Below are 18226 nucleotides of genomic sequence, written 5' to 3' on the forward strand. Positions count from 1 at the left end.
TCCGTTAAGATCGTTTCACCTCATCCCAAGGGTGGGTGAAGCGCCTACACCACAGCTTCCGCCCGCACCGGATGGTAGCAGGCCACGCTGCTGAGGCCTGGATACCCTTTGAGCACCGGTTCGTGCACCCGGCATTCTTCCGTCACCCGCGCGCAGCGCGGATTGAACCGGCAACCGGGCGGTGGATTGACCGGATTGGGCGGCTCGCCACGGGCCGCCGTGCCGCGCGCCAGCCGGGCCCTGGCGGGATCGGGCTCGAGCGCCGAAGCGCGCAGCGCCACCGCATAGGGATGGGCCGGGGCGACCAGCACCTGATCGGCCGCGCCTTCTTCCACTGCACGGCCCAGATACATCACCATGACTCGGTGCGAGATGGCGCGCACCACGGCGAGGTCATGGGCGATGAAGATGATCGCTACGCCGAGGCGCTGCTGCAGGTCGATCAGCAGGTTGACCACCTGCGCCTGCACCGAGACGTCGAGCGCCGAAACCGGCTCGTCGCAGACCAGCACCGAGGGTTCGGCGGCCAGCGCCCGGGCAATGCCGATTCTCTGCCGCTGCCCGCCCGAGAACTCATGCGGGAAGCGGCTTGCCGCAGCCGGGTCCAGCCCGACCGCGCTCAGCAGTTCCTCGACCCGTGCCTTGCGGGCTGCCCCCTTGGCGAGACCGTGCACGTCGAGCGGTTCGGCCACGATGTCGAGCACCGTGCGGCGCGGATTGAGCGACAGATAGGGGTCCTGGAACACCATCTGTACCTGTCGGCGCAGCGCCCGGTCGCGCTTAATTGGTTCACCCCGGAACAGGATCTCGCCCTCGTCGGGTGTTTCGAGCCCGACCAGCATGCGGGCCAGCGTTGATTTACCGCACCCTGATTCGCCGACCACGGCGAGCGTTTCGCCCGGTGCCACCGTCAGGCTGACGCCCTTGACGGCATGAAACGACTTGCCCAGCACCGCGCCACCGGCGCGGAAGGTCTTGGAGAGACTGCGCGCTTCAAGGATCGGTTCAGCCGACATGGGCAGTCTCCACAAGAGGATAGTGGCATGCAAAGCCGCGTCCTGGCCGATCCGCGGTCAGCTCCGGGCGCACCTTGGTGCAGAGCTCGCCGCGCTGGCCGCAGCGCGGGTGAAACGCGCAACCGGAAGGCAGCGCAATCAGGTTGGGTGGCGAGCCCCTAATGGGCTCGAGCTTTTCCACCCTCTCGATACGGGGTGCCGAGGCCATCAGGGCGGCCGTATAGGGGTGGGCCGGGGCGCGGAACATGTCGTCCACCGTGCCCGTCTCGACCAACCGCCCGGCATACATCACCGCAACGCGCTCGGCGCTGCGGGCGACCACGCCCAGATCGTGGGTGATCAGCAGCATCGCCATGCCCAGCTCTTCGCGCAGCTCGTCCAGCAAATCCAGAATCTGCGCCTGGACCGTCACGTCGAGGGCCGTCGTCGGCTCATCGGCGATCAGCACTTCGGGTTTGAGCGCGATGGCCGAGGCGATCAGGATGCGCTGTCGCATGCCGCCAGAAAATTGATGTGGATAATCGTCGATCCGTCGCTCCGATGAGGCGATGTGGACCGAGCGCAGCAGCTCTATCGAGCGCTCGCGCGCCTCCTTGCGGGAGACACCGAGATGGGTGCGATACAACTCGCCGAGCTGGTCGCCGATCGACAGCACCGGGTTCAGCGCCGACAGTGCATCCTGGAAAACCAGGCTGATCACACGGCCGCGCAGCTTGCGTTTGGATTCCTTGTCGAGCGTCAGAAGGTCTTGTCCAGCCAGCTCCATCCGTTCGGCCTGGATGGTCGCATTTCCCCGTACAATGCCCATCACAGCACGGGTCGAGACCGACTTTCCCGATCCGGATTCTCCAACCAGCGCAAGCACTTCACCGCGCTTGAGGTCGAACGACACATCGCGCACCGCCTTGACCTCACCACGGAGGGTATTGAAGCTCACATTCAGCCCGGAGACCGAAAGGACTGTGCGCTGATCTGCCTGTTCTTTGATCATCCGACGGCCTCGCTCAAGAATTGTACGACAATCCTTGACACGGCTTTGGCAACGCCGCAACACTCACGTGTCAATCGAACAGCGAGACCACAATGATCCGCAGTATTAGGAATGCCTTCACCCGCCGCGCCGTCCTGATGGGCGGTGTCGTCATGGCCGCCGCCGCCATGGGCCTCGCCCCGGTCAGCGCTCAGGATGCAACCCGGCTGGTCATCGGCACCACCGCCGATGTCGTCAATTTCAACCCGCTGGTCGGCAACAGCCGTTCTGACACCTGGGTCACCAACCTGATGTATCCGCGCCTGATGCAGATGACTGCACAGGGCTCCAAGGACCCCTATGTGGCGACGGAATGGGGCTACTCGGAAGATGGTCTCTCCGCCTGGCTCGAAATCCGCGACGACATGACCTGGAGCGATGGGACCCCGTTCTCCGCTGAAGACGTGGCCTTCACCATTACCGCCGTCACCAGCGAAAAGATTGGCGTCACCGCCGGCCTCGTGCCCGCTTTCGTAAGCGCCACCGCCGTGTCGCCCACCCGCGTCGAATTCAAGCTGAGCCGTCCCGATGGCACCTTCCTGACCAATATCGGCTTCTGGATGCCGATCGTGCCCAAGCACGCCTTCCCCGAAGTCGGCCAGGTAGCCGCCTTTGCCAACGACAAGGACTGGGTCAGCGCCGGCCCGTTCCAGCTTACCACTATCGAAGTCGGCCAGCGCTACGTGCTGGAAGCCGCCGAAAATTATCCGCTGGTCCCGTCCGGCCGTGCCACGATCGACGAAGTCGAATTCCGCGTCTTCCCCGACGTCAACGCCGAGGCCCTGGCCCTGCGCGCCGGCGATCTCGATCTCATCGCCAATGCCCTGCCGGCACCGATTGCCCAGACCCTCAAGGGTCAGCCTGGCATCACCGTCGAGCAGGCGCCGTCGCTGGGCTGGTCGCATGTGCTCTACAACATGCAGCGCGAGCCGCTGAACAATGTGCTGGTGCGCCGCGCCCTGGCGCAGTCGGTGGACTACGAGGCGATCCGCGCCATCGCCATGCAGGGCCTGGCCCAATCGACCAACTCCTCGGTCATCTCGCCGGTGCTCAGCTCCTGGGCCGATCCTGAAGCCAAGGAATATGCCTTCGACCCAGAAGCCGCCAAGGCGCTGCTGGTCGAGGCCGGCTATGTCGACGCCGACGGCGACGGCTTCTTTGACGGTCTCGAGCTCTCGCTGCTCTATGAGCAGAGCGCAGCCGATATCGCCAACTGGGCCCAGATCATGAAGGACAGCTCGGCGCAGTCCGGCATCATGATCAATCTGGTCGGTCTTGAGCGCAATACCTACTTGGCGCGGGGTCGCGAGAAGGATTTCGACATCTACGCCGGTAACTGGGCGGTCATGGAAGAGCCAGCCGCCTATCTCGGGCTGGCCTACCGCACCGACGGCTTCATCAACTACGCCTCCATCTCCGATCCGGATCTGGAAAAGCTGATCGACGAAGCCCAGGCCGCCACCACCCCGGAAGCCGCTAAGGCACCGGTCCAGGCTGCTGCCAAGCTGATCCAGGATCAGGTCTATGACAACGTGCTGTACTATCAGACCTTCCAGTTCGCCTATAACAGCGACAAATGGGAAGGCTTCGTGATCCAGCCGTCCGACTTGCTCTCGCTGGTCAACCCGCTGTCGCTGGCCTCCGTCAAGCCAAAGGGCTGATACCAGTGAACCTGAGCGGATATGTGCTGCAGCGGCTGCTGCGGGGACTGGCGACATTCTGGTTTGCCGTAACGGTAACATTCTTCCTCGTCCGGCTTTTGCCGGGCGACCCCGTGCTGGCCGTGGCCGGCCCGGGCATGACCGAGGAAATCCGCCTTCAGCAGCTCCAGCTCTATGGACTGGACCGCCCCCTGGCGGTCCAGTATTTCGCCTACCTGCGCGAGCTGGTGCAGGGCAATCTCGGTATCTCGTTCCTGCGCAGCCAGCCGGTCACCCAAGTGCTGATGGAGCGGCTGCCATGGACCTTGCTGCTCACCGGCACCGCGCTGGTGCTCACCGTGCTGCTCGGCGTTCCGCTTGGCGTGCTCGCCGCAACCCGTGCCCGCGGCTGGGTCGACCAGGTGGTGCAGGTCTCCGGCGTCATCGGCCAGTCGCTGTTCGTGCCGTCCATCGGGATCCTGCTGCTCTATACGCTTGGGCTGATGCTGCGACTCTTTCCCATCGGCGGCGCCGTGACCTCCGGGGCCACCGGTTTGGGCTATTATCTCAGCCTCGCCCATCATCTGGTACTGCCGGCCTTTACGCTGGTTCTGGCGCAGCTTGCCTCCTATGTGCTGACCTTGCGCTCGACGCTGATCGAGGCACTCGGTGAAGAATATTGCGACTTGGCGCGCGCCAAGGGCACGCCGGAACGCAAGGTGGTGTGGAAGCATGCGCTGCGCAACGCGCTGCTGCCGACCACCACGCTGATTGGCCTGCAGATCGGATTTTTGGTCGGCGGAGCCGTGCTGACCGAAACCATCTATGCCTATCCTGGTGTCGGTCGCGCCATCTTCGAAGCCGTTGGGCAGCTCGATTTCCCTGTCCTGCAGGGCGCTTTCGTCCTGCTCGCCGCCACTGTGGTGATAGCCAACCTTGTCACCGATCTTGCCTACGGGCTTCTCGATCCAAGGGTCCGCGCCGGATGATCATGTCCACCACCACCCCAGCCACTCCGCCACCCGCCGCCGGCCTTCTCGCCCCGGCCGATCTGTCGCCGGCCCGCCGCACCTGGCGCGCCTTCCGCCGCAATCCGCTGGGTATGGGCTCTGCCGCGGTCATCATCGCCATGGTCATCGTCGCCATCATAGCGCCACTGCTGGCGGCATTTCCGGGTGGCTATGGCCGCGACATTCTGATGCCGCCCTCCGCCGCCCACCCCTTCGGCACCGATGACCTTGGTCGCGACGTGCTTGCCCAGGTCGTTTGGGGCACACGGATCTCCATGATCATCGGCTTTGCTTCGTCCTTGCTCGCCATCATCATCGGCGTGGCGCTGGGCGTTCTGGCCGCCTACGCGCGCCGGCTCGATGGCCTTATTTCCATGCTGGTCGATGTGTCGCTGGCCCTACCGGTGCTGCCGCTGATGATCCTCGTCGCCGCTCTCGTCGGACCTTCCGTTACGACGCTGGTGCTGGTCATCGCGCTGTTCTCCTGGCCAGAAGTGACCCGCATCGTTCGCTCGCAAGCGCTGTCGGTGACGCGGCTGCCCTATGTCGACGCCGCCCGCACCATCGGTGGCTCCCATATCTTCATCATGACCCGCCATATCCTGCCGGCGGTAGCCCCGATCATCGTCGTTTCGGTCGTGCTCACCGCCTCTCGCGCCGTGCTGTCCGAGGCGGGCCTGTCCTTCCTCGGCCTGGGGGACCCCGAAAGCTGGTCCTGGGGCAAGATCTTGTTCAATGCCCAGCGCTCGGGGGCCCTTACCGTCGCCTGGTGGTGCACGCTGTTCCCCTCGCTGGCCATCCTGCTGCTGGTTGTGTCGTCCACCCTCGTGTCCATCGCCTACAACGATGCGCGCAATCCCAGAACCCGGGAGAACTGAGCCATGAAGCAGCGCCTCTCGCGCGACACCTACCTGCGCATCCAGGATGGCGTTCGCGCCCGGATGGAAGCGGGCGGTTTTGACGGCCTTCTGGTCGACGACCATCACCATGTCGCCTACCTCACCGGCTTTTTCCACTTTCCCAACGAGCGGCCCGCTGCCGTCTGGTTGACCGCCACCGAATGCCTGATGCTGGTGCCGGCGCTCGAAGCCGACCACGCCGAAAAGCAGAACACCGCTGCCGACTTTGTCGTCTATCCCGAATTCCCCGGCATCGAGGACGCCTTCTTGATCCTGCTCGGCCTGGTCAAGCCGACCGGCCGTATTGCCTATTCGCCGGCGACGCCCGCCGGGCGCGTGGAAAAGTTCAAGACCTACGCCCCCAACGCCACCTGGGTGATGTCGGAAATCCTCGAAGAGGCGCGGCTGCTGAAATCGGCCGAGGAAATCGTACTGCACCGCGAGGCCGCGCGCATTTCCGACGCTATGGTGGAAGCCGGTCTCAAGCTGATCCGCGACGCCATCGCATCCGGTGCGCCCCTGCCGACCGAAGCCGAGCTGGCCAGCCACGTCACCCGCTTTGGCGTCTCCACCATGCATGCCGAGCATGAGGACGTGGTGGTCGGCCAGATGCTGGCGGGCGGACTGGTCTATACCGGCAAGAATGCCGCTTTTCCCCATGGCTTGCCATCGTCCGAGCGCGTGAAGCCGGGCGAGACCTTCATCCTCTCGCTCGGCTGTGCCGTCGGCGGCCGTTTCGCCGAAAGCGAGCGGACCTTCGTCATGGGGCAGCCCAGCGATGAGCAGCGCCGCTATTTCGAGGTTGCCACCCGCGCCCAGCAGACGGGCGTCGACGCCCTGATCGCCGGTCGCGCCTGTTCGGAGGCCAACCGCATCTGCATCGATGTGATCAAGGACGCCGGCATGGGGCAGTTCCTGCGCCATCGCATGGGCCACGGCATCGGCATCTGGCTGCATGAGCCGCCGTGGATCGCCGATGGCGACGACAGCCCGCTGCAACCTGGCATGATCGTCTCCTGCGAGCCCGGCCTCTATATCCCCGGCCATGGCGGCTATCGCATTTCCGATACCGTTCTGATCACCGATTCCGGCCCTGAACGGCTGACCAAACGCCCGCGCACGCTTGACGAGTGCATCGTCAGCTAACCCTAATTGAGGAGAATACCCCATGGATGTGACCATCAATGGCGCACGCCTGAATGTCGAGGTTCTGGGCGGGGACGACCAGAGCAAGCCGGTGATGATCGTGCATCACGGGGCCCCCGGACTGGGCAGTCATGCCGAGCCCAAGGGCTCCTTCGGCGTCTTCTCGGATGAGTATCGCGTCGTGGTCTTCGATGCCCGCGGCAGCGGCGCGTCCGAGGATGCCGCCCCCTTTACCCACGAGCAGTGGGCCGCCGACGTCGATGCCATCCGCCAGTGGATTGGCGCCGACAAGATCATCATGGCCGGTGGCTCCTATGGTGGTTTCATCTCAATGGAATACGCCATCCGCTATCCGGATCGCGTGTTGGCCATGGTGCTGCGCGATACCTCGGCCGACAATGCCCACCGCGAATTGTCCCGCGCCAATGCTCTGGCTTCGCCGCGCATCGAGGTCGATCTCGACCTGTTCAACCGCATCATGGCAGGCACCACGCGCGACAACGACGACCTCAAGGCCGCCTGGGCCCATATCCTGCCGCTCTATGACCACGACCTCGACATGGAAAAGGTGCGCTCGCGCATCGAGAACACGCCCTATCACTACGCCACGCACAACTTCGCTTTCGCGGTGAACCAGGAAAACTACGACCTCAAGGACAAGCTGCCAGCCATCACGGTACCCACGCTGATCACTGTCGGCCGCCATGACTGGATCACGCCCGTGTCAGCGTCCGAGACCATCCACCGCCTGATCCCGGGCAGCGAATTGGTGATCTTTGAAAACTCCGGCCACGCACCCCAGGTGGAAGAAGCGCCCAAGTTCCAGGCCACGGTCAGGGACTTTCTCAAACGCGCCGTCAACCCAGCCGACTGATAGCTTACGATTTGGCAATTTGGACGTCTGCTTCAAGGCGATTGGTGGCAGGCTCGCAATGACCGAACTGGGGCGCTGAGCTGCCTAATTAGTTACGTTAGATTGGTGGGCATGGGGAGCATCGATGGTGCGCAGTACTCTTCGAAGGCGCTCAAGCTGCCCCTGTGCTTGACGCAGGTCGCCTAGCGTTATCTTCGTCAGGCCGGCGTCGAGCGTCCTGCAGGTTACATAAGGCTCGACGTCAGGCGACCAAGGGTCGCTATGGGACGATGCTAGCCTGTGTGCAAGTGCGTTTCGAATTCTTCGAGGTTCAGCGAGGTCCACTAGGAAGGCTCTCAACGGCTCGGTTGCTACCTCAGGTATTGGGCGGCGCCAGTTGATCTGCGCCACGATCATTTCACCTTCAAGCCATCCCCAGATGACCAAGGTCTTACCAATCTCGGCATGCAGATCGTGAAGTGTTGGCCCCAGCGTGCTCACTTACCCCAGCCAGTCCAAATCAGCGCAACAGTAAGCGCGGACACGGAGACAATCGCCGCGCCCCATACGGCCGTATCGACAAATCGCTCACGCATCCGCCGCTCATCCAGATCGGCGACGGACGAATCCCGGAAGATCTCCGTTGACGGTTTAGCGGTGACCGCGTCGCCATCCTGAACTTTGTCGTCATCGAGCAATGCCGGTAAAGGCTCAATGGGCGCACCAATACGTCGGCACAAAACGCTCCTCACATGGAACCGCTCTGGTGGATCGCCCCACTTAAGACGTCGGAAAGCAAAGATGTTGCCGTCTGAGCGCTGGGCCTGGAGCTTTGCCTGGTCTGCCATTACGAGAGACTGCAAAGGGCTCATATGTTTGTCTACGTAAGGCTGAGATGAGGATTAATCAGTGCTTGCCGAAACCCCATGCGCTTTGTCGTTCACCGCCAGAGCGACGGCAGTTTTGGGAGGCCAATCGGATGAAGGGAAGGGCCGGAATGGGGCGCCTTGCCGACCCGCGATGACCGACTTCATTTGAGGTCATTCCCTACTTTCCCAATGTTGCCCGAGACCAGCATGGGCACGGGAGGGCAACGCCGGCCCTACAATTCCCCTGCTTCGGCCCGTCGAACGAGTTCGTCGACCACTATGCGCACCCTCGGGAGCATCATACGGGTCACGGGTCAGACGGCGTTGAACGGCGATTGCACCCTGCCATAGGCCATTGAGGGAGCTAGCTCCGGTCTACAAGCTTGGAAGGCTTTAGCACATCGGCTCGCCGTTGACTTTCCTCTTACCTGATGCGGCCCCAGCATCATTTACGGGAAATGATACAGCACGATATACGGGAACTCACACGGCATCATTTACGGGAAATGATACAGCATGATATACGGGTTATAGTGCAACATGAAACACGTGATTGCATGCGATAGCAAACACGGGAATTCCTACATCCAGGGCGATCATGGCTACACCGAATGAAAAATTGGCTGAGGCTCTCAAAGCCCTCCATAATCTTCAGGGACCCGCCAAAAGGAAAGTCTTCAAGAGCACGGAGCTGACAAGAACCTTGCGCGAGCGACTCATCGACGCCGGTTTTTTGGCCGAGGCGGCGAAGGGCTGGGTATATCTCACGAATCCCCAGGCAAAGCCTGGAGACACCACACCCTGGATCGCATCGTTCTGGGAATTCTGTTCAGCCTACGCAAACGACCGTTACGGTGCTGACTGGAACGTGTCACCAGATCAGTCGCTCCTGCTTGCGGTCGAGCACACCAGTATTCCCAACCAGCTCATCCTCCACAGCCAGGCCGCATCCGATACGCCCATTCATCTCCCCTTCGGCAACTCCATCTACAACCTGAAGTCTCAGCCGAAAGATGCCGATGACGTCGAAGTAGTTGACGGCATCCGCCGCCTGACCCTGCCGGTTGCGCTCACCTTGGTGCCGGAAAATTTCTTCAAAGCGCATTCGTTAAGTGCGCAGATTGCCCTCCGCCAGCTTCAGTCACCGTCCCAGCTACTCGGCCCATTGCTCGATCGAGGTGCCTCTGTCGTGGCCGGCCGCCTGGCGGGCGCATTCAGGCACGTGGGGAACGATCGCTTCGCTGACGAAGTCGTCGGCACAATGAGCAGTGCCCAATATCAGGTACGGGAGCATAATCCGTTTGAGATCGACGACCGGCCGGTGATTCTTCGCACCAAGAACCCGGTGGCCGGCCGCATTGCGGCGTTGTGGCAGAAAAGCCGCCAAGTGGTGCTCGATTTTTTCCCCGCCCCCCCGGGGTTGCCTGATAACTCGGCGACATACCTGGAGCAGGTAGACGAAGTCTACAAGAACGATGCGTACCACTCCCTGTCGATCGAGGGCTATTCTGTTACGCTCGAACTCATCGAGAGGGTGAAGAGCGGCAACTGGGACCCGGAAGAAAACGAAGACGACAAGAAGAACCGGAATGCCCTCGCCGCCCGCGGCTATTGGGAGGCATTTCAGTTGGTCAAGGAGTCAGTATCGCGCATTCTCGATGGCGACGACGCGGCTGAAATCGTCGAGCAGCAGCACAACGCATGGTTTCGAGCGCTCTTCGCACCCAGCGTGAATGCCGGCCTGCTGAAGCCACGAGACCTCGCGGGATACCGCAACCACCCGGTGTACCTCATGACCTCCGATTACGTGCCTCCCCGCCACGAAGCGGTAATGGACGCGATGACGGCTCTCTTCGAACAAATTCGGGAAGAGAGCGAGCCCGGCGTGCGTGCGGTACTGGGTCACTGGCTTTTCGGTTATGTGCACCCGTATCCCGACGGAAACGGACGCACCGCGCGCTTCCTCCTCAATAGCTTACTCGCTTCGGGAGGATATCCCTGGACCATCATTCGCATCGAAGATCGCAACGAGTATCTGGCCGGCCTGAACACTGCCAGCATCAGCGGCAACGTGAAGCCATTCGTTGAACTGATGCAAAAGCGTGTCAATACCGCCTTGGAAGAACGACCCGTCGAGAAGCCGTCACACAAGATGTGAATTTGGTGTTTAGCCCCCCCGAAATGGACGGGGTTGGCTCTTGCGGAAAGGTCAGCTTTGGAACCGGCCGAGGCTGACTAAATGGCTGAAATGGGGCGCATTGCTGTCGGGCCCGGTACCGACCCCATGGCGCCGTCTGGACCCTCTTGTGGCACGCCATGAGTCGCAGACTCGGGTACATTAAGTTCGTGCTCATCTCGATCTGAAGTGACCAAATGGCAGAAACGGAACTTTACCTTCCTTTGAAGACCTTCATGGAAGGCGCCGGCTATTCCGTAAAAGGCGAGGTTAACGATTGCGATCTGGTTGGCGTTAAAGACGGCGATCCACCGATCATCATGGTCTGCGAAATGAAGCTGGCCTTCAACCTCGAGCTCGTCATGCAAGGAGTGAAACGGGCCTCGTTCTGTGATGAAGTCTGGCTTGCAGCGAGAGCATCAAAGACTGGGAGGGGGCGTGAGCACGATGTCCGTTTCCGAAATCTCTGTCGGCGGCTCGGCTTTGGGGTAATTTCAGTCTCGGACGCCGGAGAAGTGGCTGTTATCGTTGCTCCCTTTGCGGCTGCGCCACGCCGTGACGCGAAAAGGCGGTCTCGGCTTCTTGATGAGCACAAGCGCAGGGTGGGCGATCCGCAGGTGGGCGGGGGGCGCGGCAAGCCGATCATGACGGCCTACAGGCAGGATTGCATGTTATGCGCCACCTCATTGCTGGCCGGGCCCCGAAGTCCAAAGCAGCTTAAGGCGCTGGTCGCCAGGGCGCCTGCAATTTTAAGAAACAATGTCTATGGATGGTTCGTGCGGGAAAGCAGAGGCATCTATAGCCTTACTGAGCTTGGTCGGACTGCGGTGTTGCCGTCGCAAGACTGACTGATCCGCGCCCAGTCGATTTACGTTGGCCCAGTCCGTCGCCAATCTGGTGCTGGCCTGGGTCGGACGGCGATGTCAGCTTTTGGGCATTCGCTGATGCTGATCGAGCGACCGGAATGGCGCGCGTTGTGGACGGAAGAGGGGCCTGCGGCAAGCGTAGACACTGTGTTGCCTCAGCAATGGGTTGACAGGTCACTTAGCTAGACCCATTTTACAATCAAATGGAACGGGAATGCTCGTTCGGCGTCGGGCCTCGGGGAATACCTCGGGGCCCTTCGCTTTTCTCACGGGAAGATCTTTAGCCCGTAGCCGCGTATTTTCCCCGCCGCACTCCTGTGGAACTTCTGTTCTGCAAGCTCATAGGCGCGGTTTGGCTGGTCCGGAGCGATGATGTGCCGGGCGACGGGGTAGGCCAAAAGGTCGGCCATCTGCAGCCCCGCCGAATTATGCTTCTTGTCCATGAAGCGGATGTCGAGGTTAGGCATGGGTCCAACCTGATTGCCGCCAGCTGCGATACGCCTGAACTCGAGTTCGAGGTCATCATCCTCTTTCCGGCCCCGCTGTTCGACCAGCATCCAGGTCTTGCGGTGATCTTGCCCTCGTTCAACCAGAAACCGCTGCAGGCGCTCCATGCAGAAAGTCAGCGCAATTTTGTATGGATTGTCGGGATCATGGTACTTCTGGAGGTAACACTGCTTATCAATTGCAGCCGCAATGAGCGTGACCGGCGCCTGCTCGACGACATAATTCACAGTTGCCATGAAGCGGTCGCGCACAGCCTGATTGAGCAGGATGGAAAAGTCACCGGACGATTTCCGGATCTCGCGGCTATATAGAACAACGCCGTCATGACCCCAGAACTCGAACTTGAGGGCCTGTACAAGCGGCACCATTGCCGTTCGATAGGCCTCTTTCTCGAAGATGCAGAAGGTGAGCACAAACACCGGGTTCTGCGGGTTTATGGTCACAAGCCCGTGGTCGCCGCTCTCGTCGACATAGACAATAAAATCACTGAACTCCATGCACCCAGCGGTAGCACCACTGGGGACGCCGACGGCCTCACGAGGAAACTTGTACTCCGGCGTATTACGAAACGCAGGCTTAGTGGTATTCATTCCAGGCGTCGAGCAACGGGCCTATAACAGGCACGCAGCCACGAAGAACAATTCGACCCCGAACAGTCTAGGATCAACCTGGGGCACCCTGTCACTCAGCTGCCTTGGCCAATCGCTCTAAAAGCCTCTCGAAGTCAGCACGGTCGCTCTTTTTCAATCGAGCCAACCTGACATCGTATCTGGCAGCCAAGGCTTTGCGGGCGGCGGTGATCGCAATTTGTCCTGCTGGCGTCAACACCAGTCGGTGTCGGCGCAGGTCCTGCGCATCGATTTCCCGGGCAATGAATTCTTTGGCCTGCAGGCTCTTGAGATAGGCCGTCACCGTCGGCTTGGGCATGGAGAGATAGCGCGCGAGCTCAGCCGGGAAGGGTCGTTCGTCGATACCGTCGAGCACGAAGAATTCCTTCGGCTCCAGTCCCAGTGCTTCGAGTTGGATGGCCGCTTCGGTGAGGACCTCTGCCGAGAACTGATAGGTTAGTCGCCAGATGCGCGCCGCGCTCGCGTCATCAATATGATCGTTCATGACTTGATGTAGTTCCATTTTAAAACTATATGAAATTCGAACATATAAGTTTCGATCTTACGATGAAGGTCTTAGTCGCATGACGAGCCCCTACGAACGTATTTCATTTCATAACGGAAGCATCGAGGTCATGGGGAATATCTATTTCCCGAACGACTTTGCCGTTGATAAGACCTATCCGACAATCGTTTTGAGCACGCCGGGTAGCAGTGTCAAGGAGCAGATCGGCGCCAATTACGCCGAACGGCTGGCGGCCAATGGCTACTTGGCGCTGGTGTTCGACCCCGCCTATCAAGGCGAGAGCGGTGGTGCACCGCGCGATCTGGAAAACCCGGTTGTGCGGGTAGAAGACATCAGTTGCGCCGTCGATTTCCTGATGACCCTGCCTTATGTGGACGAGAGCCGGGTTGGCCTGCTTGGGGTTTGCGCCGGCGGCGGTTACGCGGTGAAGGCCGCGCTGACTGAGAGACGGTTCAGGGCCATCGGCACAGTTGTCGCTATCGACTTGGGTCAGGCATTTCGCCAGATGCTGGCCGGCGATGGCCTGTCTCACCGGCTGGAGGCCGTTGGCCGGCAGCGCACCATCGAGGCACGCGGCGGCGCCGAGCGGCGCGAGCAGTGGATTCCCGATAGTCTCGAAGCCGCCAAGTCAGCGGGCATTACCGACCCCGACCTGTTGGACGCGGTCTGGTTTTACCGGGAGTCGCCCTGGTGCAATCCCAATTCGACCAACCGGATCTATTTCCCGAGCTTCGGTCATATTCTCGGTTTCGACGCCTTCGGCCTTGTGCCGGACCTCCTGGTCCAGCCGCTCCAGGTCATTGTCGGCGGCCGCCGCAGCTCGACCGGTCAGTATGAGGCCGGTGAGCGCCTGTTCGGTCTGGCCAAGGGCAAGAAGAACTTCTTCGTCATCGATGGCGCGGGCCACTACGACATGTATCACCAGGCGGATTATTTGGATCAGGCGGTCGATCGGCTGGCGCTGTTCTACGCCGAGCATCTGCCGGCCCGGACTTGAAGGCCCACAAGATGAGTAATGCGTACTCGCGGAACTGAGCCGCAGCCAGTTGAGATCGTTCAGACGAGGTCAGATACCTCATTGATGCAGCCACCTATGGACCGGTGGCTGCGAGCCGTCACCCTTAAGGTCACTGGCTGGTCTGTGGTTCAAAGCAGTCAGTGATGCGCGATGGGTCGTGTCACCGCTCCAAATTCGTATTGACTACAGATGATCTATTCAATAGATGATCTATAAAATAGATCATATGGGGTTTGGATCATGTCGACGATATTTCGTTTGGACGCCAGCATTCGCGACACGGGGTCCGTCACTCGGGCGATTGCTGACCGCCTTCAGGCTTCGGTAGTTGCCGGCCTTGGCAATGCCTCGATCACCCGGCGCGAAATTGGCCTTTCTCCCTTGCCATCAACAGCATGGGCGGGTGCCGTGTTTGGATCCCACATGCCGGCCGAGCAGCGTACGTCGCAACAGTCGGAAGGCATTGCCTTAGCCCACGAGCTTGCCGATGAACTGGAAGCAGCCGATGCCTACATCTTCGCTGTGCCCTTCTACAATTTTGGCGTTTCCCAGCACTTCAAGGCCTATGTCGACATCCTGCTCGCCGAACCCAGGTTTGCTCCTGGCAAGACGCCTGTCGTCGCCGGGCGACCGGCGCAGCTGATCACAGCGCGCGGAGGTGGATATGGCCCGGGCTCGCCACGATACGGCTGGGACCATGGGACCGCATGGTACAGGCGTGTGCTTGAGGATATCTGGCAGCTGGAGCTCGAAGTGATTGAATGTGAGCTGACCTTGGCCGAGGTCACGCCGGCAATGGAAGGCTTGCGGGGACTGGCCGCCGAGAACTTGTCGAACGCCAATGCTTCGGCACAGCGCAATGGTCGCTCTCTGGCCCGCAGACTGGCTGCGGCCCCAGTTCTCGACTTGGCTGCCCAAGCTCGTTAAAACGAGCGCATGAGCAACAACAAGACCGGATCAGCGGAACCATCTTTAGGCGTTGGCCTCGGCTGGGCCCTTGCGACCTTGTTGCGAGACTACCAGAAGCGTGTAGAGGCCGCCCTTGCAGAACTGCCTGGAGGCGCGCGTGCCTTTCTGGTCATGTCGCATGTAGAAAAAGAGACATGCCATAGTCAGATCGCCATCGCCGAGCGTCTCGATCTAGACAAGACTACATTGACCTACCTTCTTGATGCGCTTGAGAAGGAAGCACTCATCAAGCGTACGACCGACCCCAGCGACCGGCGCAGTCGCCACATCAGTGTTACTGCCCAAGGATCGAAGGCACTGGCGCGATACACCAAGGCGGTCGGACAGATCGAACGCGAAATCCTGGCCAGGCTTGGGGCCAACGATGCTGCTCAGTTCCGGTTGTCCTTGATGAAGGTAGCTGGTTTTGAAGGCCAATCCATGGACGACGCCACCAACCGCGAGGACAGCGACCATATTTGCCAGGCGGTCATGGGAGTGAATGCCGATACGTGAAATAAGCGCGCCCTTTCCTCGGAGCAGCGAGCCAGGTAGGGATCGCAACAGAGCCGCGGCAGCACGGCGAGGAATGACGACCGTCTCGGACCGCATGCGACCATCGAAGATCCGCTTTGGCTTCTTCTCCAGCACTTAATGTTTTGGCCGATCGATGATCTAGGCGGGCGCCGTTATATTGGCGCGATCGGATTATGATTGCGCGGTGTTGCATCGTATCTTGCGTACATGCAGCCACCCAAGACCTTCTTGCTACCCCAGTTCCGTTTTCGCGGCATCCAGTTCGAGTCGCTGTGCCGTCGCGCCGGTGTCGGCTCCACTGGGCCTTGGACTACTGATGAGTTCTTCGCGATTTGGACCGCAGCCGGTGAGGTTCTGCACGATCCTTCGGTAGGGCTGCGGTTTGGCGCCGAGGGTATATCCGGTGGGTATGGCGTTGCCTCGATTGTTGCCCTCCACGCCACTGACTTCCGGCGAGCCCTTTCGGCGCTAGGTCGGTATAAGCGTTTAACCTGCCCAGAGACCGTCGAAGTTGAAGCGGACGAAGACGTGGCAGTGGTCCGATACCGCTGGCTTGAGGCGGCCGGGGAGGTGCCGCGACTGCTTGTGGACATGACGTTAGCCGCGTTGATGCAGTTGGCGCTGGTCGGATCCGGCGGGATCGTGAGGCCGCTACGAGTGGAGTTGGCACGCCGAGAGGCGCACGTCGACGTGCTACGTGATCATTTTGGCTGCCCGATTGTGTTCTCGGCGGACTACGACTGCATGATTTTTGATGCGAAGGCGCTGGACACGGCGTTCGTAAGTTCCGATGGACCTGCCTTCGAACGACTCCTTGGCAACCTCGAAGCGCGGTTGGCGGAGGGAGACGGATATTCCGGCCTGCTCGGCTCTGTTCGTACCGCAATCGCGCGTCAATTCAGCCAGGGTCGCGAGGCGAGCATTGCCGCCGTTTCGCGGCGGATGAATCTCAGCACGCGTACCTTGCAACGACGCCTCGAAGCGACGAACACCAGCTTTCAGGAGCAACTGAACGGAGTCCGACGGACGACGGCCAGCAGATTGCTGGCCAACACGGAGCTCGATCCGGTGGCCATCGCCATGCTGCTTGGCTTCGAGGAACCGAACTCATTTACTCGCGCATTCCGCGCTTGGGAACACACAACTCCGCTGCGCTGGCGTCAAGAGCACGCAGCCAGCCGCGCTCAACATTCAGGAGATGCTCTGTGACCCGATACAACGTTCTTGTTACCGGTGGTTCTGGCTTCATCGCCAGCCATTGCATCATTCAGCTTCTCGCCGCCGGCCACACCGTGCGCGCAACGATCCGCTCTCTCGATAAGCAAGCCTCAATCCAAAGTGTGCTTCGTGATGCTGGGGCCGCCCGGCTCGACAATCTGAGCTTCGTGGCGACCGACCTCCTGGAGGACGATGGCTGGGCCCAGGCAATGGTCGACATCGACTATGTGCTGCACGTGGCCTCCCCGGTCCATCCCGGCCATGTCGACAACGAGAACGACGTTATTCGACCGGCTCGGGAGGGCACGCTACATGTTCTGCGAGCCGCTCGCGATGCCGCCGTGAAACGTGTTGTGCTGACATCGGCGTTCCATGCAGTGAGCTGGGGGCACCCGCACAGTGACCATGTGTTCACCGAAGCGGACTGGACCATCCTCGATGGTCCAGGCGTTGACGCCTACGGCAAGAGCAAGACGATTGCCGAGCGGGCCGCCTGGGATTTTGTCGCACAGGAAGGCAGAGGCATGGAACTGACGACCATTCTGCCGGTGGCAGTAATTGGCATGGTGATGGGGCGGGAGATTTCCGGGTCGAACCACGTCATCCAGCGCCTGCTCAACGGCACGATGCCCGCCGTGCCCAACATCTACTTTCCGGTAGTCGACGCCGGAGACGTCGCCAGCGCTCACATCGCCGCCATGGACAATCCGGCAGCAGCCGGCCAGCGCTTCCTTTTGTCAAACGGCCCGGCGATCTCGATGCGAGATATCGCCGGCATTCTGAAAACCGAACTGGGTGTGGCGGCAAGTCGGGTTCCCACGCACGCCATACCGAACTTCGTGCTGCGCCTCGTCGGCATGTTCCGTCCTGAGATCAAGGCTATCGTGCCGGATCTGGGCTACGCGAAGAAGACCTCGAACGACAAGGCGAGGCGCGTCCTCGGTTGGGTGCCCCACAGTTCCCGCGACGCGATCATCACTGCTGCGAGAAGCATGGTGTCGAAGGGATTGGCTGAGCCTCCAGCCTGACTGCCAGGCACCGATCCCAAGGGCCACCGACCTCACACCTAAGGAGAGCTGCATGAGAACGAACGTTTCGTTTCAGCGTGGACGCTTTCGCCGCCCTGGCCTGGCGCTTCCACGGCGATGCCATTGCCGATGAGTTGCAGATCCCGCGGGACCGAGCGGTGGATGCGGTTATCGGCAAAGCAATCGAGGTCAATAATCGGCGCCGCCAGTCCATTCGCCAGAAGCCGGACGAGTGGGGCGCCGCACTCAATGCCAACATGGAAGCGGCGCGCCAGGCCATAGCAGAGCGTCACGGTGCGCTCTACGAGACCGAAGCCTGATCGACCTCGGA

At 61.0% G+C, this 18226-nt stretch carries 18 protein-coding genes; 13 read left to right on the forward strand and 5 right to left on the reverse strand.

The genetic code is table 11. The annotated features are described in order from the left end of the window. Positions 1-44: 44 nt before the first annotated feature. Positions 45-1016, reverse strand: coding sequence for an ABC transporter ATP-binding protein (locus tag ACI3KW_RS00785; RefSeq protein WP_404846493.1), 972 nt, complete (start codon positions 1014-1016; stop codon positions 45-47). After that, a complete protein-coding gene (locus ACI3KW_RS00790) occupies positions 1006-2007 on the reverse strand; it encodes an ABC transporter ATP-binding protein (RefSeq protein WP_404846494.1) in 1002 nt (333 codons plus the stop codon). The genes ACI3KW_RS00785 and ACI3KW_RS00790 overlap by 11 nt, the downstream gene beginning before the upstream one ends. Positions 2008-2099: 92 nt before the next feature. Between ACI3KW_RS00790 and ACI3KW_RS00795 the strand changes: the two genes are divergently transcribed. From ACI3KW_RS00795 to ACI3KW_RS00815, 5 genes are read left to right on the forward strand one after another with little or no spacing between them, the layout of a single operon-like run. Continuing rightward, positions 2100-3707, forward strand: coding sequence for an ABC transporter substrate-binding protein (locus ACI3KW_RS00795; RefSeq protein ID WP_404846495.1), 1608 nt, complete (start codon positions 2100-2102; stop codon positions 3705-3707). Between the two features lie 5 nt (positions 3708-3712). Further along, complete coding sequence (locus ACI3KW_RS00800; RefSeq protein ID WP_404846496.1) at positions 3713-4675, forward strand: ABC transporter permease; 963 nt, start codon at positions 3713-3715, stop codon at positions 4673-4675. Positions 4676-4677: 2 nt separating this feature from the next. Further along, entirely contained in the window at positions 4678-5574 is an 897-nt protein-coding gene (locus ACI3KW_RS00805) for an ABC transporter permease (RefSeq protein ID WP_404846497.1), read from the forward strand. A gap of 3 nt (positions 5575-5577) precedes the next feature. Further along, positions 5578-6741 carry a M24 family metallopeptidase gene (locus tag ACI3KW_RS00810; RefSeq protein WP_404846498.1) on the forward strand — a complete coding sequence of 388 codons (1164 nt, stop codon included), beginning with the start codon at positions 5578-5580 and terminating at the stop codon, positions 6739-6741. Between the two features lie 22 nt (positions 6742-6763). Continuing rightward, complete coding sequence (locus ACI3KW_RS00815) at positions 6764-7615, forward strand: alpha/beta fold hydrolase (RefSeq protein WP_404846499.1); 852 nt, start codon at positions 6764-6766, stop codon at positions 7613-7615. Positions 7616-8091: 476 nt separating this feature from the next. Here the strand turns inward: ACI3KW_RS00815 and ACI3KW_RS00820 are convergent, their stop codons facing one another. Continuing rightward, positions 8092-8442, reverse strand: a complete 351-nt coding sequence (locus ACI3KW_RS00820) for a hypothetical protein (protein WP_404846500.1) — start codon at positions 8440-8442, stop codon at positions 8092-8094. A gap of 619 nt (positions 8443-9061) precedes the next feature. Between ACI3KW_RS00820 and ACI3KW_RS00825 the strand changes: the two genes are divergently transcribed. Next, a complete protein-coding gene (locus ACI3KW_RS00825) occupies positions 9062-10621 on the forward strand; it encodes a Fic family protein (protein ID WP_404846501.1) in 1560 nt (519 codons plus the stop codon). A gap of 215 nt (positions 10622-10836) precedes the next feature. Then, the gene (locus ACI3KW_RS00830; RefSeq protein WP_404846502.1) at positions 10837-11487 is read left to right on the forward strand and encodes a DUF2161 domain-containing phosphodiesterase; all 651 of its coding nucleotides are present in this window, start codon (positions 10837-10839) and stop codon (positions 11485-11487) included. A gap of 284 nt (positions 11488-11771) precedes the next feature. Here the strand turns inward: ACI3KW_RS00830 and ACI3KW_RS00835 are convergent, their stop codons facing one another. Both ACI3KW_RS00835 and ACI3KW_RS00840 read right to left on the reverse strand, forming a co-directional pair. Beyond that, complete coding sequence (locus tag ACI3KW_RS00835; RefSeq protein ID WP_404846503.1) at positions 11772-12602, reverse strand: DUF3800 domain-containing protein; 831 nt, start codon at positions 12600-12602, stop codon at positions 11772-11774. Between the two features lie 91 nt (positions 12603-12693). Further along, positions 12694-13125, reverse strand: a complete 432-nt coding sequence (locus tag ACI3KW_RS00840) for a MarR family winged helix-turn-helix transcriptional regulator (RefSeq protein WP_404846504.1) — start codon at positions 13123-13125, stop codon at positions 12694-12696. 130 nt (positions 13126-13255) lie between these two features. Between ACI3KW_RS00840 and ACI3KW_RS00845 the strand changes: the two genes are divergently transcribed. The 6 genes from ACI3KW_RS00845 (at position 13256) to ACI3KW_RS00870 (ending at position 18215) form a co-directional block, all read left to right on the forward strand. Then, the gene (locus ACI3KW_RS00845) at positions 13256-14143 is read left to right on the forward strand and encodes an alpha/beta hydrolase (RefSeq protein WP_404846505.1); all 888 of its coding nucleotides are present in this window, start codon (positions 13256-13258) and stop codon (positions 14141-14143) included. A gap of 261 nt (positions 14144-14404) precedes the next feature. Beyond that, positions 14405-15091 carry an FMN-dependent NADH-azoreductase gene (locus ACI3KW_RS00850; RefSeq protein WP_404846506.1) on the forward strand — a complete coding sequence of 229 codons (687 nt, stop codon included), beginning with the start codon at positions 14405-14407 and terminating at the stop codon, positions 15089-15091. A 9-nt stretch (positions 15092-15100) separates the two neighbouring features. Next, the gene (locus ACI3KW_RS00855; protein ID WP_404846507.1) at positions 15101-15628 is read left to right on the forward strand and encodes a MarR family winged helix-turn-helix transcriptional regulator; all 528 of its coding nucleotides are present in this window, start codon (positions 15101-15103) and stop codon (positions 15626-15628) included. Positions 15629-15826: 198 nt separating this feature from the next. After that, entirely contained in the window at positions 15827-16858 is a 1032-nt protein-coding gene (locus tag ACI3KW_RS00860; RefSeq protein ID WP_404846508.1) for an AraC family transcriptional regulator ligand-binding domain-containing protein, read from the forward strand. Further along, positions 16855-17895 carry an SDR family oxidoreductase gene (locus ACI3KW_RS00865; protein WP_404846509.1) on the forward strand — a complete coding sequence of 347 codons (1041 nt, stop codon included), beginning with the start codon at positions 16855-16857 and terminating at the stop codon, positions 17893-17895. Before ACI3KW_RS00860 ends, ACI3KW_RS00865 begins: the two co-directional genes overlap by 4 nt. Before the next feature lie 77 nt (positions 17896-17972). After that, positions 17973-18215 (forward strand): hypothetical protein, encoded by a 243-nt coding sequence (locus ACI3KW_RS00870; protein WP_404846510.1) that lies wholly within the window; start codon positions 17973-17975, stop codon positions 18213-18215. Positions 18216-18226 lie beyond the last annotated feature (11 nt).

It is taken from the genome of Devosia sp. ZW T5_3, assembly GCF_044987315.1.
In the GTDB taxonomy this organism is placed as follows: Bacteria; Pseudomonadota; Alphaproteobacteria; order Rhizobiales; family Devosiaceae; genus Devosia.

Coding starts and splice junctions, on each gene's coding strand:
- ACI3KW_RS00855 (WP_404846507.1), top strand. CDS start 15,101: ATGAGCAACAACAAGACCGGATCAGCGGAACCATCTTTAGGCGTTGGC.
- ACI3KW_RS00850 (WP_404846506.1), top strand. CDS start 14,405: ATGTCGACGATATTTCGTTTGGACGCCAGCATTCGCGACACGGGGTCC.
- ACI3KW_RS00830 (WP_404846502.1), top strand. CDS start 10,837: ATGGCAGAAACGGAACTTTACCTTCCTTTGAAGACCTTCATGGAAGGC.
- ACI3KW_RS00795 (WP_404846495.1), top strand. CDS start 2,100: ATGATCCGCAGTATTAGGAATGCCTTCACCCGCCGCGCCGTCCTGATG.
- ACI3KW_RS00815 (WP_404846499.1), top strand. CDS start 6,764: ATGGATGTGACCATCAATGGCGCACGCCTGAATGTCGAGGTTCTGGGC.
- ACI3KW_RS00835 (WP_404846503.1), bottom strand. CDS start 12,602: ATGAATACCACTAAGCCTGCGTTTCGTAATACGCCGGAGTACAAGTTT.
- ACI3KW_RS00805 (WP_404846497.1), top strand. CDS start 4,678: ATGTCCACCACCACCCCAGCCACTCCGCCACCCGCCGCCGGCCTTCTC.
- ACI3KW_RS00810 (WP_404846498.1), top strand. CDS start 5,578: ATGAAGCAGCGCCTCTCGCGCGACACCTACCTGCGCATCCAGGATGGC.
- ACI3KW_RS00820 (WP_404846500.1), bottom strand. CDS start 8,442: ATGGCAGACCAGGCAAAGCTCCAGGCCCAGCGCTCAGACGGCAACATC.
- ACI3KW_RS00790 (WP_404846494.1), bottom strand. CDS start 2,007: ATGATCAAAGAACAGGCAGATCAGCGCACAGTCCTTTCGGTCTCCGGG.
- ACI3KW_RS00840 (WP_404846504.1), bottom strand. CDS start 13,125: ATGAACGATCATATTGATGACGCGAGCGCGGCGCGCATCTGGCGACTA.
- ACI3KW_RS00845 (WP_404846505.1), top strand. CDS start 13,256: ATGGGGAATATCTATTTCCCGAACGACTTTGCCGTTGATAAGACCTAT.
- ACI3KW_RS00785 (WP_404846493.1), bottom strand. CDS start 1,016: ATGTCGGCTGAACCGATCCTTGAAGCGCGCAGTCTCTCCAAGACCTTC.
- ACI3KW_RS00825 (WP_404846501.1), top strand. CDS start 9,062: ATGGCTACACCGAATGAAAAATTGGCTGAGGCTCTCAAAGCCCTCCAT.